Origin of the sequence: Curvibacter microcysteis (genome assembly GCF_028649455.1) — a bacterium.
GTDB lineage: Bacteria > Pseudomonadota > Gammaproteobacteria > Burkholderiales > Burkholderiaceae_C > Curvibacter > Curvibacter microcysteis.
Window position 1 is genome coordinate 547,962 of the sequence record NZ_JAQSIO010000001.1, and the last position, 16,101, is coordinate 564,062.

Genomic DNA, 16,101 nt, shown 5'->3' on the forward strand with positions numbered 1-16,101 from the left:
GATGAATCCTTCAATAAAAATCAAGCTGCAAGGTCATTGATGGACAGGATGCCCAACAAGATGGAGACGATGATCGAGGCGATCATCAAACCCAAAACGATGATCAGAAGCGGCTCCACGAGGGTCAGGCTCCGTTTGATGCCCAGCTCCACATCCCGGTTCAGGATGTTGGCCAACTCCAGCATCATGGGGCCAATGCGACCCGTCTCTTCGCCCACTCTGATCAGGTTGATGGCCAGAGGTTCAAAAATACGCGTGGCCGAAATCGCGTCCACCATCTTGCCGCCCTCTTTGACATTCGGGCCCACGCTGGCCAAGGCCTGGCGCAGCACGGTGTTGGTGACGGTGTCGGTGGCAATGTGCAAGGCGGTGAGCAAAGGCACGCCGTTGCCCAACAAGGTGCCCAGCGAGCGCGAAAACAAGGTCAGCTGGTACTTCAGCATCAGCCGGCCGAGCAAGGGCAGGCGCAGCACCCGCACCTGCCACCACTGCTGCCCCTGAGGCGACAACAGCCAGCGCCGCACCAGCCACACCAGCAGCGCTGCACCCAGCGCCATGAAGAGGCCGTAGCGGGTGAAGGCATGGCCCACGCTCATCACGATGCGGGTCGGCATGGGCAAGGCGTCGCCCATGTCGGTGAACAGCTTCTCGAACTGCGGCACCACAAAACCCAGCATGGCAATCAGCGACAGCACCGCCACGCCCAACAAAATAGCCGGGTAAATGGTGGCCGAGACGACACTTTCACGCAGCGCGCGCAGGCGCTCCATGTGCTCGACCAGGCGCTCCATGACCGAAGTCAATTGGCCGCTGACCTCGCCGGAGCGGATCATGTTGATGTAGAAGTCGCCAAACAGGTTGCGGTTCTTGGCCAGCGCCTTGCTGAAAGGCGTGCCGCCCTTGACGTCTTCCAGCGTGCGCTGGGTCAGTTCGGCCACCGAGGGCTTGTGGCTCATGCCGATCAACACGCGCAAGGCGTTGTCCAGCGCCAGGCCGGCGCGCAGCATGATGGACAGCTCCGAGGTCAGCAGCAGGATGTCGGCCTGCGTGACCGGCCCACGCCCCAAGCGCTGCTTGCCTGGCGCGGCCACCAGCCCCGCCAGCGCGGCGGCGCCGGCCGACTCCGCCGGGGCGGGTGCTGCGCCGTCCTCGGCGCCCGGCGCGCGGATGCTCAGCGGCGTGAGGCCGCGCGCGCGCAATTGTTTTTGTACCGCGGCCGCCGATGGGGCGTCCAGCCGCCCGTCCTGGGCCTTGCCGCTGGCGTCAGCGGCGCGCCAGATGAACTCAGGCATCGCCCTGGTCCTCCGTCACGCGCAGCAGTTCGTCCAGGCTGGTGACGCCCGCCACCACCTTGCGCAAGCCGTCTTCGTGCAAGGTCAGCATGCCCGACTGGATGGCCAGCGCATGCAGGCGGCTGGCGTCCTCGCCGGCCACGATGGCGCGGCGCATGGGCTCATCCAGCACCAGCAATTCGTGGATGCCGGTTCGGCCCTGGTAGCCCGAACCCCGGCAGTGGTCGCAGCCCACCGCCTTGTAAATCGGCTGGCCGGGCGCGCAAAAGCGGTGCAAGCCCGCCGTGGCCAGCAGCTCGGCCGAGGGCACTTCAGGCACCTTGCAGTGCTTGCACAAGGTGCGCACCAGGCGCTGGGCCAGCACGCCATTGACCGAAGAGGTGATCAGGTAGCCCTCCACCCCCATGTCCTTCAAGCGGATCACCGCGCCGGCGGCGGTGTTGGTGTGCAGCGTGGACAGCACCAAGTGACCGGTCAGGGCGGATTGCACCGCGATCTGGGCGGTTTCGCCGTCGCGCATTTCACCGATCATGATGATGTCCGGGTCCTGGCGCAGGATGGAGCGCAGCGCGCTGGCGAAGGTCAGGTTGATCTGGGGGTGCACCTGGATCTGGTTGATGCCTTCGAGCTGGTACTCGACCGGGTCTTCCACCGTGATGATCTTCTGTGTGGCCGAGTCCAGCTTGGACAGGGCCGCGTACAGCGTGGTGGTCTTGCCCGAGCCGGTGGGCCCGGTGACCAGCAAAATCCCGTGCGGCTTGGCCAGCAAGGTGTTGAAACGACCCAGGGTGTCGCTGGCAAAGCCCATGCTCTCCAGGCTGAAGCGCACGCTGGCACGGTCCAGCACCCGCATCACCACGCTTTCGCCGTGCACGGTGGGCACGGTCGAGACCCGCAGGTCCAACTCACGGCCTTTGACGCGGGTCTTGATGCGACCGTCCTGTGGCAGGCGGCGCTCGGCGATGTCGAGGTGGGCCAGCAGCTTGACGCGCGAGTTCACCGCCGCGCTGTGCTTGGGCGGCACCAATTCGCCGGCATGGATCACGCCGTCCACGCGGTAGCGCACATGCAGGCCGTCGTCGAAGGGCTCCAGGTGGATGTCCGAGGCGCGCAGGTCGATCACGCGGCCAATGATGCTGTTGACCAGGCGGATCACCGGCGCTTCGCTGGCCAGGTCTTTCAAATGCTCGACAAAATCGCCGCCCAGGCCTTCGTCTTCGAAGCCATCGGCTTCGTCCTCTTCGGCCGCCGGCGCCGGCTGGGCCAGGGCTTTTTCGATGTCGCTTTCGAGGCTGATGAAGGGCCGGATGCTCAGCCCGGTCGACAGGTGCAAGGCCTTGAGCACAAAGGCGTCCTGCGGCACGGCCATGGCCACGTCCAGACGCTCGTCTTCGAGCCGCAACGGAAACACCTGATTGGCGGCCAGAAATTCAGGCAACAGGCCCTCAACCTCGGGGGCCATGTCAGGAAAGTCCTCAGCCCGGGCCACGGCCACACCCAGTTGCTGGGCCAGCGTGTGCAACACGTCCAGCTCGGACACCAGGCCCAGTTGCACCAGCACCCGGCCCAGCATGTTGCCCAGTTCTTGCTGGGCCTGCAGGGCACGCTCCATGTCGCGCGCGCTCAGCTTGCCCTGCTGCACCAGCAGCTCGCCCAGGCGGGGTCGCTCCGCGACGTTCGTCAGCGAAGGCTCAATGGCAACAGAGGCGTCAGTGGTCATGGGATGGGCAATGAGGCAATGGGGCTCCGCGGCATCAAGGACTGGATACGCCCCTCAACCCGCTTCAGGCCGCCCGCACTGGCGGCGCCAGGAGCCCCCGACAAGGGCGCAATTTTGCACCATCTGCTCTGGGGCTTCGGTAAACGGGGCCTGCGGGCTCAGCGCCAGCTCAGGGGCAGCACCCGGTAAAAAAGGCTCAGCTGGCGGTAAAGCGCCGGATGCGCCGCGGCCAGGCGCTCGCCCTGTTCAAAAAAAGCCTCGCTGATCACCGCAAAAAACTCGGCTGGATCGGAGGCACCGTAGGCGTCCAGCAGTCCGGGGTCCCCCGCCGCCACCCGGGCCTGCAAGGCGGCAAACTCCGCGCCCATCACCTGCTGCCACTCGCGCTGGCGTCGCCGGCCGCCCAGGGCCGGGGCCCCATTGGCGGGGCCGTTGTCCTGGTCGAGCTGGTGCGCAAACTCGTGGATCACCACGTTGCGGCCGTCGCCAGGGTCGGCGCTGCCGGCCCGAACATCGGCCCAGGACAGGATCACCTGGCCTTGCTGCCAGGACTCGCCCGACAAGGCCTGGCGTTGCTCATGCACCACGCCCGCCGCACCGGCGCGCACCCGGTCCACCCAAAACGGCGCCGGGTACAGCAGGATTTGCCGCAGCGACGCAAAGTCCGCCCCGGGGCGGTTGAGCAGCAGCAAACAGGCCTGGGCCGCGATCACCACGCGCATGGCCTCGGTCAGCACCAGGCCATCGCAGGCCAGAAAGGGCTTTTCGGCCAAAAACACCAGCATGCGCCGCTTGAGCTGCAGCTGCAGATCCGCGGGCAAACGCGCCACCAGGGGCACTTGCTCGCGCAAAATGGCCCGCCAAGACGCCGGAAACGCCTGTCGGCTCACACGCCAACGCCGCCAAGCCTGGCGCCAAGGCGCCAGCCACAGCCAAGCCGCCCCCAGCAGAGACAGCCCCACCAACACACCAAAGGCCCCAGAATTCATCGTGATCAGGCGCGGAAAAAATGCGCACCCAGACCATCTGAGCCCCCGCGCGCCAAATTCAAGCGTGCCGAACAGTTAACATCCGCGCCATGAAAGCAGGTGTCATTCGTGAGTGAAGGGGGTGCGGCGGCAGCGCCCCAAGTGGAGTCGCCTCTGATCGAGGGCCTGACCCTGTCGGTGGTCAGCCACGACCATGACGACTGCCTGCACACCTTGCTGGGGCAGTTGGCCCAACAGCACGGGGGGGTGCTCAAGCACCTGATCGTGACGCACAACCTGCCGGGCAGCGGTCGCCCCCTGCCCACCCCGGTGGGCGGCTGGCCTTTCCAGCTCAGCGAAGTGCACAACCGCGAAGTCCAGGGGTTCGGGCACAACCACAACCAGGCCTTTGCCCTGTGCCGCACCAGCCACTTTGGCGTGATCAACCCGGATCTGGAAAACCTGCCGGCCGACTTGTGGCCCCGCTTGCTCGCGCTGTCCAACCAGCCTGGGGTGGGTTGCGCCTACCCTCGGCTGTTGAACCTGGACGGCACGGTGCAGGACAGCGAACGTGAAATCCCCACGCCCTGGGCCTTGTTCAAGCGTTACACCCACCGCCCCCCCGTGCCGCGCCGCGACTGGGTGAATGCGGCCTGCTGGGTGCTGCAAAGCCGCATCTGGCGTCAGATGGGGGGCTTTGACGAGGGCTATTTCCTGTACTGCGAGGACGTGGACTTCTGCCTGCGCCTGCAGACCGCCGGCTGGCAGCTGGCGCGCGCCGACACCCACATGACCCACCACGCCCAGCGCACCAGCCACCGGCAGTGGCGCTATGTGAGCCTGCACCTGCGCAGCCTGCTGCGCTTGTGGACCACGCCGGCCATGTACCGCTACCAGCGCCACCTGCGCCAGCAAGCCGCGCGCTGAGCCGGCGGCGGCGGCGCCGTGGCCACTTCAGCCCTGGCGCCAGGGCAGGCCACGGAAACGCCAACCGCCCTTGCGACCGCGCTGGCCGTTCTGGTCTGGGTCCCCCTCAAAGCCTTCGAGGATGTTGTAGGCCTGGGCCACGCCCAGCTCCGTGGCGCGCCGCGCGGCCGCCACCGAGCGCACGCCGCTGCGGCACAGCAGCACCACCTTGCGCCCGTCGGCTGCTGCGGCCAGCACACCGGCATCGAAGGCCGGGTTCATGGCCATGCCGGGCCACTGCTTCCAAGCCAGGCCGACACCGCCGGGCACATAGCCCACCCATTCGCGCTCGGCGTCGGTGCGCACATCCACCAGCACCGCTTCACCGGCCTGCACCCATTGCCAAGCCAGCGCAGGCGACACGTCGCCCGCATAGCCCGCGGCGGCCTGCGGCTGGCCCACGGGCGTGCCGCCGGCGTCCTGGCGCAGACCGGAGCGCAGGTTGGCGGGCACGGCTTCGTCAATGCGTCGGGGCTTGGGGAGGTCCAGCGCCCCCATCAAGGCCACGAACTCGTCCAGGCTGCGACCGGCCGTGCGGGCGTTGGACGCTTTTTCCACCCCGATGCTGGAGCGCGTGCGGCCCTGGTAATCGTGGCCTGGCCAGACCACGGTGGCCTCCGGCAACTGGAACAAGACCTCGGTCAGGCTGCGGTACAGGGCTTCGGCGCTGCCCGACTGGAAGTCGGTGCGGCCGCAGCCATTGACCAGCAAGGTGTCGCCCGTGAAGACGTGGTCGCGCCACAGGTAGCTCATGCTGCCCGCCGTGTGGCCGGGGGTGTGCAAGGCACGCAGGGTTTCGCCACCAAAGCTCAGGCTCTGGCCATCCGCCAACTGGGTCGAGGCGGTGCCAACGCCACAGCCCTCGGGCGCCACGGTGTGGGCGCCGGTGTGCTCGGCCAGGGCGGCCGCACTGGTGATGTGGTCGGCGTGGGCGTGGGTCTCGATGATCCAGCGCAAGGTCAAACTCTGGTCGCGCAGCAGTTGCAGGTCGCGCTCAAGGTGCTCGTCCACCGGATCGATGATCACGGCCTCGCGCGTGACCGGGTCGTGCAGCACATAGGTGTAGGTACTGGAGGCGGCGTCAAACAATTGAATCGGTTGCATATCGAATCCTCAGAAATCAGGGTCAGCCCATCAGGCGAATTTGGCCAGCATCGCCGCCACATGGGGGCCAGGCATGCCGCCCTGCTCAATCATGCAGCCCACCATGTTGAAGAAGGATTTGTCCAGCGCCTTGCGCGCCGCTGCCAACTGCTGGGCGATCTGCTCGCAGTCGGCTTCTTCTTCAATCAGGCGCTGCACGCCACGCAACTGCCCCTCCACCCGCGCGAGGCGGGCCTGCAAGGCTTTTTTCTTGGCGGGATCGGCCAGTTGCGACATCAGAACTCCTGGGTGGGTGATGGAATGGGAGAAGCACAAATATACCCCATGGAGTATATTCAGGCTACGAACTCCGAAAGATACCGCGCATGAACACCCTGCACCCCTACCTTCAATCAAGCCTTGGCGGCTTGCTGATCGGCTTGGCCAGTTGGTGGCTGCTGGCCGCCCTGGGCCGGGTCACGGGCATCAGCGGCATCACCGCCGCCTTGCTGCCCGGCCGCAGCACCACGCCCACCGGCGACCGCGCCTGGCGCCTGGCCTACCTGCTGGGCTTGATCGGGGGCGGCGCCTTGTTCACGCTGTGGCTGCACCCCCCCGTCACCGCGCTGCGCCCCCTGCCGCTGCTGGCGCTGGCCGGCCTGCTGGTCGGCTTTGGCACCGTGCTGGGTTCGGGCTGCACCAGCGGCCACGGCGTGTGTGGCCTGGGCCGGCGCTCGCTGCGCTCGCTGGTGGCCACCGCCACCTTCATGGGTGCGGGCTTTGCCACGGTGGGCCTGACACGCTGGCTGGGCTGATCGACACGCCTCCAATGCACGCAGACCGAAAGACTGACATGAACCCCACGAGCCTCACTCCCCCAAACTCCGCGCCCAGCCCCCCACCCGAGCGCTGGGCGGTGCTGCTAAGCGCCCTGGGCGCGGGCACCTTGTTTGCCGCCGGCCTGGTGCTGTCGGGCATGACCCAACCGGCCAAGGTGCTGGGCTTTCTGAACCTGGCTGGCCTGGCCGACGGCACTTGGGACCCCAGCCTGGCCTTTGTCATGGGCGGCGCCCTGGCCGTCACCTTGCTGGCCTTTGCCCTGACGCCCGCCAACGCCCAGCACCCGCAGCGCAAGCCTTGGTTGGCACCACGCTTTCAACTCCCGACGCGGCGCGACATCGACTGGAAGCTGCTCAGCGGCGCGGCCTTGTTCGGCATCGGCTGGGGCCTGGCGGGCTACTGCCCCGGGCCGGCTCTGGCCTCGCTGCTGGTGGGCGGCCTGGACGCCCTGGCCTTTGTGGCGGCCCTGCTGCTGGGCATGGCCCTGGCGCGACGCTGGCTGCCCTGACCCGCAGGTGACCGACAGCGGGAAGCGCCGGCGCTACGCTGCCAGCCCATGTTCCCACTGTCAGGTTCACCAGCATGAGCACCCCCTCCCCGGCCCTTGCGGGCAACCGCGTCCTCGCCCACACGGGCGCCAGGTACCCCATTTTTCAGGCCCCCATGGGCTGGATCGCCCGCACCCCTTTGGCCTCGGCCGTGTCGCGCGCCGGGGGGCTGGGCATCATCGAGACCTCGTCGGGCGAGACCGCCAATTGCCAGGCCGAGATCCGCCAGATGCTGGCCCTGGGCCTGCCCTTTGGGGTCAACCTGCCCATTCGCTTTCTGCATGACGAGGCCATGCTGCGCTTTGTCTGCGACAGCGGGGTGCGCTTTGTCACCACCTCGGCCGGCAGCCCGGCCAAGTTCATTGCGCCCTTGAAGAGCGCTGGCATCACCGTCTACCACGCGGTGCCCACGCTGGAGACCGCCCTCAAATGCGCCGACGCCGGCGTGGACGGTCTGGTGGTCGAAGGCGCCGAAGGCGGGGGCTTCAAGAACCCCGAGGAAGTCTCCACCCTGGTGCTGCTGCAAAGCATCCGCAGCCGGGTCGACCTGCCCCTGGTGGCGGCCGGCGGCATCGTGGACGGGCGCGGCATGGCCGCCGCCTTTGCCCTGGGGGCTGAAGCCATCCAGATGGGCACGCGTTTTGTCTGCTGCGCCGAAAGCCCGGTGCATGCCAATTACAAAAACGCCATCGCAGCGGCCAGCGAGACCGGCACCTGGGTGCTGAACAAGAAGGCCTCGCCCTGCATCCGCGCACTCAAGTCCGAGCGCACCCGCCACATCCACGAGGCGGGCCTCATGCCCGCCGACACCTTTGCCGGCTTGCAGCAGGTTTACTTTGGCGGTGACATGGAAGCCGCCCCCGCCCTGGCCGGCCAGAGCGTGGGCCTGATCGAGGGCGTGAAAACCGCGCAAGAGATCATCGACGACACCCTGCAAGGCTTCTTCGACATCACCGCCCGGCTCGGCGGCCTGGCCCAGCGCCACGCTTTTGGCTGAGCTGCAGCCGCCTTCCCCCTTCCAAAACAAAACCAGGAGACCTGCCCCATGGACACCCGCCAACTCTTTTCTTTGCAAGGCCGCACCGCGCTCATCACCGGCGGTTCGCGCGGCATTGGCCGCATGATCGCCGAAGGCTTCATCGCCCAGGGCGCGCGCGTCTACATCTCGGCGCGCAAGGCCGCCGCCTGCGACGCCACCGCCGCCGAGCTGTCACAGCACGGGCACTGCGTGTCCCTGCCGGGCGACGTGTCCACCCTGGCGGGCGCCCAAGCCCTGGCCGCCGCCTACGCACAGCACGAAGAATCGCTGGACATCCTGGTCAACAACGCCGGCGCCGCCTGGGGCGCCCCCTTTGACGACTTCCCCGAGAGCGGCTGGGACAAGGTCGTGGACCTGAACCTCAAAGCCCCCTTCTTCCTGACCCAAACCCTGGTGCCCCAACTGCGCCGCGCCGCCGCGACGCGCCCGGCCAAGGTGATCAACATCGCCTCGATCGACGGCATCTCCGTGAACCCGATGGAAACCTACTCGTACGCGGCCAGCAAGTCCGGTCTGATCCACCTGACGCGGCGCATGGCGCTGCGCCTGATCGAGGACAACATCGTGGTCAGCGCCATCGCCCCGGGGGCCTTTGCCTCCGAGATGAACCGTGACGCGCGCGACCATGGCGAAGCCGTGTCGGCCCGCATCCCTGCCCACCGCATTGGCGAGCCCGAGGACATGGCCGGCGCGGCCATCTTCCTGGCCTCGCGCGCGGGCGACTACGTGGTGGGCTCGACCCTGACCGTCGATGGTGGCGTGACCCACGCCCGGGGCTGAGCCAGCCTGAGCAACGGGGCCAGCAGGCCCCGTTGCCCCTCACCAGGGTTTGATGAACTTGAGCAAAAAACCGTCGGGCTGCTGCGGCGGCTCGGGGCTGCGCTGGTCGCGGGGATCGGCCGGGTTGGCGTACAGGTCCGAGCGCGCCAGCCACTGAAAGCCTGCCGCCTCCACCTCCTGGCGCAAGAAGGCTTCTTCAATGCGGTGCAGCGTGCGCGACTCGCTGATGCCCGTGCCCGGGCGGCCCGCGTGGTCGGCCAGCACGTACACCCCACCCGGGCGCAAGCCGGCGAACACCGCGCGGTTCATGCGGGCGCGGTCCACCCCCAGGTGCCCCAGGTCGTGGTAGTTGAACATCAGGGTCACGATGTCCAGCCTGCCTGCGGCCAGCGCGGGGGGCACCGGTTCTTCAAACGGACGCTCGACCGGTTCGAGCTGGCTCAGGCCGGCGTACTGCCTGCGCGCGCGCAACCAGTCGGCCGACCGCGGGCGGGGCACGGCCGCCGGAGACGGACCTGCCGTGAACGCGGCCACCGGGCCAGGCGGCTGGGGCGGCGCCACACCGGGCCCAGCCACAAACAGGCTGCTCACCGGCGGCGTGCTCTGGCCAAAAACCCGACCGCTGGGGCCCACGGCGCGGGCCAGCAGTTCGCTGCTGTAACCGCTGCCGGCAGCCAGGTCCAGCACCTGCATGCCCGGGCCCACTCCCACAAAAGCCAACCAGTCAGCGGCATGGCGGCGCGCATCCTGTGCGCGGTCCGCCTCGCTGCGGTCGCTCTGGGCCAAGACGGCAGCGATGCCCGCCTGACTCCAGGACGGGCGGGACGCTGGTGCCCGCTCAGGGGGCGTCGGGCTCGCACAAGCGCCCAAGACCAGCCCTGCTGCCAGCACCAGGGCACGGCACCACAGGGGGTGGCGCGGCGCGCCCGGGAAAGCCCTGGAAATCATGTTCATTGCATCCTCTTGGGTTTGGAAAACACCGTCATCAGCCGCCGAAGGCGCGCATCACGGCCAGCAGCAGCGGCATCAGCAAGGCCGTGGCCACGCCGTTCAAAGCCATGGCCAGGGCCGAAAAAGCACCTGCGGTTTCATGCACCTGCAGGGCCCGTGCCGTGCCGATGGCATGGGCCGACAAGCCGACCGCAAAGCCGCGCACGGCGGGCTCTCGGATGCCGGCCCAGTTCAACAAGGGCCGAGCCATGATGGCGCCGGCAATGCCCGTCACGGCCACCGCCACCGCCGCCAGCGAAGGCAGGCCGCCGGCCTGCTCGGCCAGGGCCATGGCAATCGGCATGGTGGCCGACTTGGGCATCAAGGACATCCAGGTCTCACGGCTACCGCCCAGGGCCCAGGCGATGCCCCAGGCCGACACCATGGCCGTCAACGAGCCCACCAGCAAGGCCAACAACACCGGGCGCCAGATGCGCCGCAACAGCGCCCATTGCCTGTACAAGGGCACCGCCAGCGCCACCGTGGCCGGGCCGATCAAGAAGTGAACGAACTTGGCCCCCTCAAAGTAAGTGGGGTAAGGCGTGTCGGTGAGCCAAAGCACCGCGATGGTGAAGCTGGTGGCCGTCAGCACCGGGATCAAAAAAGGCAGGTAGCCCGAGCGCCGGTAAAGCGCCAGCGCGCCCAGGTAGGCCAGCAAGGTCAGGCCCAGCCAGAGCAGCGGCGAGCGGCCCAAAAACACCCAGACTTCAAACAGGCCGGAAGGGTTCATGCCAGCTCCTCGTCCAGCGCCGTGCCACTGCGGCGCAGCAGCCAGCGCAAGGTGAAGGCCGTGACCAGCAAGGTGATGGCCACGCCTGCGACGCAGGCCACCAGGAAGGGCTGCCATTCCTGGGCCACCCGCCCCCAATGCATCATGACGCCGGTCACGGCGGGAATGAACAAGAGCATCAGGTTTTGCAGCAGGCCGCCCGCGGCTTGGCCCAGCCCCTCGGGCACATGACCGCGCCAGACCAGAAAGGCCGCCAACAGCACCATGCCCAACAAGGGCCCAGGCACCGGCAGGTGCAGGGCAAACACCAAGGCCTCGCCCAGCAGCTGCAGCAGAAAAAGGGTGGCCAGGCCGTGGATCATGGAACGCCTTGGTGGTCGCGTTTGCGTGGACGAAGGATCCCCGGGGACGGCCCCGGGACGGACTGGCATTGTGCGGCAAGGTGGCACTCAGCGCTGGCGCTGGACGCCGCTGGAGGGAGGTGCAGAAGCCGCGAAATCATGGCAGACCAGCCGCGCCAGCCGCAGACTCAATCCCAGTGCGGCAAGGCCACGTGGCGCAGCTGACCCCGGCGTTCAGCGTAATCGGGCAGCACCGAGGCCACGGTGTCCCAGAAGCGCGGGCTGTGGTCCATCACGCGCAGGTGGGCCAGCTCGTGCGCGACCACATAGTCGATCACGGGCAGGCTGAAATGGATCAGGCGCCAATTGAGGCGGATGCTGCCATCGATGCGCGCGCTGCCCCAGCGCGTGCCAGCGTTGCTGAGCGCGAGCTTCTTCCACTGCACGCCCAACTGCGGCGCGAAGTGGTCCAGGCGCTGGATGAACAAGGCCTTGGCCTCGCGCATCAGGCAGGCCTGCACCGCGTCGCGAACCTGACTCTCCGCGGCCTGTGGGGGCAGGCCCAGCAGCAGCACCCGGGCCACGCCCTCGGCCTGGGCCTGCTCGGGGGCCAGCACCTGCAACTGGCCGCCGGGGGACTGGCCCGGGGACAGGGTCAGGCGCATGGGCTCGCCCAAAAAGGGCAGCTCCGCGCCATCGGTCCAACGCACCTGGGCTGCCGCTTGGCGCTGCTGGCGTTCGCGGGCCTCACCCAGCTTGCGCAAGATCCAGGCGCTTTTGCTCAGCAGCGCGGTGTCGACCTCGGCCAGCGTCACCCAGCGCGGCGCGCTGACCACCAGGCCATCGGGCCCGACGACAAAGCCGATGCTGCGCCGACGCGCGCGCTTGAACAGGTAGGCCACCGTGCTGTCCTGCAAGCGCAGGGCCCGGTTGGCCTGCGGGTGCTGGAAGGCCATGGGCGCAATCACCTCGGCCAAGGGCTCGGCCGGCGCAGCCCCCGTCGGCCTGCGTGGCGACTTGGCCGGGCTGGGCGCGGTGGGGCCTGCCGGGGCAGCGACGGCAAACAAGTCCTCGCCCAAGGCCTGTGGTGGCGGCGTGCTGGCGCGGCGCTTTGGGGGCGCCGCGCGGCGCGGACGCGGCGCAGCTGTGGGCTGAGGCAGGGGCGTGGGGGCCGCCGCTGGCGCGCGCTCCCGCTCGAACAAGTCCAGCGTGAACTGCAGCAGTCGGTGCATGGCGAAAACCGGCAGAGTGCTCGCCCTCAGGAGGGGGTCGAAGAGGCTGCCGGGCTGGCGTAGGCCTCGGGGTCGAGGCGGCGCATTTCGGCCTCGATCCAGGCCTCGACCTCGCGCATCAGCTCATCGGGCTGGCGGCCTTGGCTGGGAATGGGCTTGCCAATCGACACCTCGACCAGGCCAGGACGCTTGATGAAGGCCTTGCGGGGCCAGCACTTGGCCGAGGTCACGGCGACGGGGATCACGGGCGCGCCGGTCTCGATGGCCAGTCGGGTGCCGCCGCTCTTGTACTGGCCTTTTTGCCCGCGCGGAATGCGCGTGCCTTCGGGGAACATGATGATCCAGATGCCCTGGGCCAGCAGGCGTTTGCCCTGGGCCACCACCTTGTTGAAGGCCTGGGCCCGCTGGCTGCGGTCAATGTGGATCATGTCCAGCCGACCCATGGCCCAGCCGAAAAACGGCACGTACAGCAGCTCTTTCTTGAACACATAGGCCAGCGGGTGCGGCATCAGCGTGGGCATCAAGAAGGTCTCAAAAGTGGACTGGTGCTTGACCAGCAAAATGGCCGGCGCGGTCTCGCCCACGGGCAGGTTCTCACGGCCGATGACCTTGACCTGGATGCCCAGGATGACGCGGGCGCCATCGGTGGCCCAGCGCAGCCAGCGCACCGCCATCCACCACAGGGGCTTGCCGCGGCGCCAGATCGAGGCCACCAGCATGATCAGGGCCCAGGGCATGACAGTGACCAGCATCCACAAGGCATGCAAGATGGAACGCAACAAGGACATGGGGACTTTCTCGGAGAGGAAACTCAAACAAACAGGGCCACGGCAAGCGCCGGGTCAGGCCAATTGGGCCTGGCGCTGGGCCTCGCGCGCCAGGATGTGGTCGGCAAACGCGCCCACATCGGCGTGCACCCGGGTGCCGGGCGGAAAGGTGTCGGGCAGGGAACGGTCGCGCCACTCGGCACCCAAGCCGGTCAGCACCAGGTGGGGCTCACAGCCCGCCGCGTGACCGGCCTGCAAATCGCGCAAGCTGTCGCCCGCCATGGGCACGCCCTGGAGGCTGATGCCATAACGCTCGCCAATTTGCTCGAACAGGCCGGGCAAGGGCATGCGGCAGCGGCATTCCTCTTCGGGCCCGTGGGGGCAGAAGAACACCGCCTCCACCCGGCCACCGGCTGCCGCCAGCAGTTTGTGCATCTTGGCGTGCATGGCATTGACCTGGGCCATGTCAAACAAGCCCCGGCCCAGACCGCCCTGGTTGGACACCACCACGACCTGGAAGCCGCCATGGTTGAGGCGGGCAATCGCCTCCAGCACGCCCGGCAGGGGCAGCCATTCCTCAGGGCTCTTCACGAAGTCGTCACTGCTTTCGTTGATCGTGCCGTCGCGGTCAAGAATGACGAGTTTCATAGCAGGCTCCTGAGGTCGGTGGGACTTAGCTGGCCAGGCGGGCCAGATCGGCCACGCGGTTCATGGCCTCGTGCAGGGTCTTGAGCAGGCCCTGGCGGTTCAGGCGCAGGTCGGTCTCTTCGGCGTTCACCATCACGCCGTCAAAGAAGGCGTCGACCGGCGCGCGCAGCGCGGCCAAAGCCTGCAGCGATGCGGTGTAGTCACCGGCCTCGAACTGCTGGTTGGCCCCCGGCACGGTGGCTTGCAGCGCGGCATAGAGCGCTTGCTCGGCCGGCTCCTTGAGCAGCACGGGGCTGACGTGGGCGTCGACTTCGCCCGCCTTCTTGAGGATGTTGCTGACGCGCTTGTTGGCGGCCGCCAGGGCGGCGGCTTCGGGCAGGGCCGCGAAGGCGCGCACCGCCTCCAGGCGCTGGGCCACGTCGGACAGGCGCTGCGGGCGCAGGGCCAGCACGGCGTCGACTTCCTGGGCGCTGAAGCCCTGCTCGCGCAGGCCACCGGCCAGGCGGTCGTAGATGAAGTCGGCCAGGGCCGGGGTGGCGTCGGTGATCTTGTCGCCGAATGCGGGCACGGCGCTGCTCAACAGGGCCGACAGCGACAGCGGCAGTTGTTGGTCGATCAACATGCGCACCACGCCCAGGGCGTGCCGGCGCAGGGCAAACGGGTCTTTGTCGCCGGTGGGCAGGTTGCCAATGCCGAACATGCCGGTCAGGGTTTCGAGCTTGTCGGCCAGGGCCACCACCAGGCCCACCGTGCCGCGGGGCAGGCTGTCGCCAGCAAAACGGGGCTTGTAGTGGTCTTCGATGGCGTCGGCCACGGCTTCGGGCAGCCCATCGTTGAGCGCGTAGTAGCGGCCCATGGTGCCTTGCAGCTCGGGGAACTCGCCCACCATGTCGGTCACCAGGTCGGTCTTGGCCAGTTGGGCGGCCAGGTCGGCTTGTTCGACCAGGGTGGCGTCGCCCAGCTGAGCGGCAATGGCGCGGGCGATGTGGCGCACGCGTTCGACGCGCTCGCCCTGGGTGCCCAGCTTGTTGTGATAAACCACTTTGCCCAGGCCTTCAACGCGCGAAGCCAGGGTCTTTTTGCGGTCTTGGTCGAAGAAGAACTTGGCGTCGGCCAGGCGCGGGCGCACCACGCGCTCGTTGCCGCCAATCACCGCGCTGGCGTCGTCGGGGCTGATGTTGCTGACCACCAGGAACTGGTGGGTCAGCTTGCCGGCCGCGTCGAGCAGGGGGAAGTACTTCTGGTTGGCCTTCATCGTGAGGATCAGGCACTCCTGCGGCACGTCCAGGAACTGGGTTTCGAAGGCGCAGACCAGCACATTGGGGCGTTCGACCAGGGCCGTCACCTCATCGAGCAAGGCCTCGTCTTCAATGGGGCGCACGCCGCCACCGATCTGGGCGGCCCGCTCGGCCAACTGGCGCGCGATCTCGGCGCGGCGCTCGGCAAAGCTGGCGATCACGGCACCGTCGCGGCGCAGGGTCTCAGCGTAGTCATCGGCGTGGGCCAGGGTGACCACCGGCTTGGCGGCTTCAAAGCGGTGGCCCTGGGTGGTGTTGCCTGCCGTCAGGCCCAACACCTTGAGCGGTACCACGCTGCTGCCATGCAGGGCCACCAGGCCGTGCGCGGGGCGCACAAAATGGACGCTGGTCCAGCCCGGCAGCTCGCAATCGGCTTCGAGCTGGTAGGTCATGACCTTGGGGATGGGCAGCTTGGCCAGCGACTCTTCCAGCGCTTTTTGCAGCCCGGCTTGCAGCGCGGCGCCAGGCACCACGCTGTCGTAGAACAAGGCTTCGGCCTTGCCATCGGGGGCGCGCTTGAGGCCGGCCACGGCCGAGGCGTCGGCGCCCAGTGCGGCCAGCTTTTTGAGCAGGGCCGGCGTGGCGTTGCCAGCGGCGTCCAGGCCCACGCTCACCGGCATGAGCTTTTGCTGCACGGCACGGTCAGCCGCTTGGGGCGCGACCTGGGTGATGTGGGCGGCCAGGCGGCGCGGCGAGGCGTAGGCGGTGACCACGCTGTCGGCGCTGCTCAGGCCCTGGGCCTTGAGTTGCTCGGCCAGCACGTTGGCAAAGGCCTCGCCCAGCTTCTTCAAAGCCTTGGGCGGGAGTTCTTCGACAAACAGTTCAACGAGAAGGTTTTGGTGGCTCATGTCGGGTTCTT

At 68.0% G+C, this 16,101-nt stretch carries 17 protein-coding genes and 1 pseudogene; 5 read left to right on the forward strand and 13 right to left on the reverse strand.

From position 1 onward, the window contains the following. Nucleotides 1–20: 20 nt before the first annotated feature. The 3 genes from PSQ39_RS02380 to PSQ39_RS02390 all read right to left on the reverse strand — a co-directional run bounded on the left by PSQ39_RS02380 (nt 21) and on the right by PSQ39_RS02390 (nt 4,001). The gene (locus PSQ39_RS02380; protein WP_273924989.1) at nt 21–1,292 is read right to left on the reverse strand and encodes a type II secretion system F family protein; all 1,272 of its coding nucleotides are present in this window, start codon (nt 1,290–1,292) and stop codon (nt 21–23) included. Continuing rightward, nucleotides 1,285–3,012, reverse strand: a complete 1,728-nt coding sequence (gene gspE / locus PSQ39_RS02385) for a type II secretion system ATPase GspE (protein ID WP_273924990.1) — start codon at nt 3,010–3,012, stop codon at nt 1,285–1,287. Before gspE ends, PSQ39_RS02380 begins: the two co-directional genes overlap by 8 nt. A gap of 158 nt (nt 3,013–3,170) precedes the next feature. Next, nucleotides 3,171–4,001 carry a M90 family metallopeptidase gene (locus PSQ39_RS02390; protein WP_273924991.1) on the reverse strand — a complete coding sequence of 277 codons (831 nt, stop codon included), beginning with the start codon at nt 3,999–4,001 and terminating at the stop codon, nt 3,171–3,173. A gap of 99 nt (nt 4,002–4,100) precedes the next feature. On the opposite strand from PSQ39_RS02390, the gene PSQ39_RS02395 reads away from it, so the two are divergent. Further along, the gene (locus tag PSQ39_RS02395; RefSeq protein ID WP_273924992.1) at nt 4,101–4,907 is read left to right on the forward strand and encodes a glycosyltransferase family protein; all 807 of its coding nucleotides are present in this window, start codon (nt 4,101–4,103) and stop codon (nt 4,905–4,907) included. 27 nt (nt 4,908–4,934) lie between these two features. Here the strand turns inward: PSQ39_RS02395 and PSQ39_RS02400 are convergent, their stop codons facing one another. The 3 genes and pseudogenes from PSQ39_RS02400 to PSQ39_RS02410 all read right to left on the reverse strand — a co-directional run bounded on the left by PSQ39_RS02400 (nt 4,935) and on the right by PSQ39_RS02410 (nt 6,326). Further along, nucleotides 4,935–5,387 (reverse strand): rhodanese-like domain-containing protein, encoded by a 453-nt coding sequence (locus PSQ39_RS02400; protein WP_409241990.1) that lies wholly within the window; start codon nt 5,385–5,387, stop codon nt 4,935–4,937. A gap of 162 nt (nt 5,388–5,549) precedes the next feature. Continuing rightward, a pseudogene (locus PSQ39_RS02405) lies at nt 5,550–6,050 on the reverse strand (MBL fold metallo-hydrolase); the annotation flags it as partial. Nucleotides 6,051–6,080: 30 nt separating this feature from the next. Beyond that, on the reverse strand, nt 6,081–6,326 hold the full coding sequence (locus PSQ39_RS02410; protein ID WP_273924993.1) for a metal-sensing transcriptional repressor: 246 nt from the start codon (nt 6,324–6,326) through the stop codon (nt 6,081–6,083). Between the two features lie 80 nt (nt 6,327–6,406). On the opposite strand from PSQ39_RS02410, the gene PSQ39_RS02415 reads away from it, so the two are divergent. The 4 genes from PSQ39_RS02415 (at nt 6,407) to PSQ39_RS02430 (ending at nt 9,236) form a co-directional block, all read left to right on the forward strand. Beyond that, entirely contained in the window at nt 6,407–6,844 is a 438-nt protein-coding gene (locus PSQ39_RS02415) for a YeeE/YedE family protein (protein WP_337961926.1), read from the forward strand. Nucleotides 6,845–6,882: 38 nt separating this feature from the next. Next, entirely contained in the window at nt 6,883–7,377 is a 495-nt protein-coding gene (locus tag PSQ39_RS02420; protein ID WP_273924995.1) for a DUF6691 family protein, read from the forward strand. Nucleotides 7,378–7,451: 74 nt separating this feature from the next. Then, entirely contained in the window at nt 7,452–8,414 is a 963-nt protein-coding gene (locus PSQ39_RS02425; RefSeq protein ID WP_273924996.1) for an NAD(P)H-dependent flavin oxidoreductase, read from the forward strand. A 48-nt stretch (nt 8,415–8,462) separates the two neighbouring features. After that, on the forward strand, nt 8,463–9,236 hold the full coding sequence (locus tag PSQ39_RS02430; protein WP_273924997.1) for an SDR family oxidoreductase: 774 nt from the start codon (nt 8,463–8,465) through the stop codon (nt 9,234–9,236). 39 nt (nt 9,237–9,275) lie between these two features. On the opposite strand, the gene PSQ39_RS02435 is transcribed toward PSQ39_RS02430, so the two are convergent. The 7 genes from PSQ39_RS02435 to glyS form a co-directional block, all read right to left on the reverse strand. Then, on the reverse strand, nt 9,276–10,190 hold the full coding sequence (locus tag PSQ39_RS02435) for a class I SAM-dependent methyltransferase (RefSeq protein WP_273924998.1): 915 nt from the start codon (nt 10,188–10,190) through the stop codon (nt 9,276–9,278). Between the two features lie 31 nt (nt 10,191–10,221). Further along, a complete protein-coding gene (locus PSQ39_RS02440) occupies nt 10,222–10,956 on the reverse strand; it encodes an LrgB family protein (RefSeq protein ID WP_273924999.1) in 735 nt (244 codons plus the stop codon). Then, nucleotides 10,953–11,318 (reverse strand): CidA/LrgA family protein, encoded by a 366-nt coding sequence (locus PSQ39_RS02445; protein ID WP_273925000.1) that lies wholly within the window; start codon nt 11,316–11,318, stop codon nt 10,953–10,955. Before PSQ39_RS02445 ends, PSQ39_RS02440 begins: the two co-directional genes overlap by 4 nt. A gap of 167 nt (nt 11,319–11,485) precedes the next feature. Then, nucleotides 11,486–12,529: a M48 family metallopeptidase gene (locus PSQ39_RS02450; protein WP_273925001.1), complete on the reverse strand. Its 1,044-nt coding sequence runs from the start codon at nt 12,527–12,529 to the stop codon at nt 11,486–11,488. 26 nt (nt 12,530–12,555) lie between these two features. Then, on the reverse strand, nt 12,556–13,317 hold the full coding sequence (locus PSQ39_RS02455; RefSeq protein ID WP_273925002.1) for a lysophospholipid acyltransferase family protein: 762 nt from the start codon (nt 13,315–13,317) through the stop codon (nt 12,556–12,558). A gap of 54 nt (nt 13,318–13,371) precedes the next feature. Further along, a complete protein-coding gene (gene gmhB, locus PSQ39_RS02460; RefSeq protein ID WP_273925003.1) occupies nt 13,372–13,944 on the reverse strand; it encodes a D-glycero-beta-D-manno-heptose 1,7-bisphosphate 7-phosphatase in 573 nt (190 codons plus the stop codon). Nucleotides 13,945–13,969: 25 nt separating this feature from the next. Continuing rightward, nucleotides 13,970–16,090 carry a glycine--tRNA ligase subunit beta gene (glyS, locus tag PSQ39_RS02465; protein WP_273925004.1) on the reverse strand — a complete coding sequence of 707 codons (2,121 nt, stop codon included), beginning with the start codon at nt 16,088–16,090 and terminating at the stop codon, nt 13,970–13,972. Nucleotides 16,091–16,101: the final 11 nt, after the last annotated feature.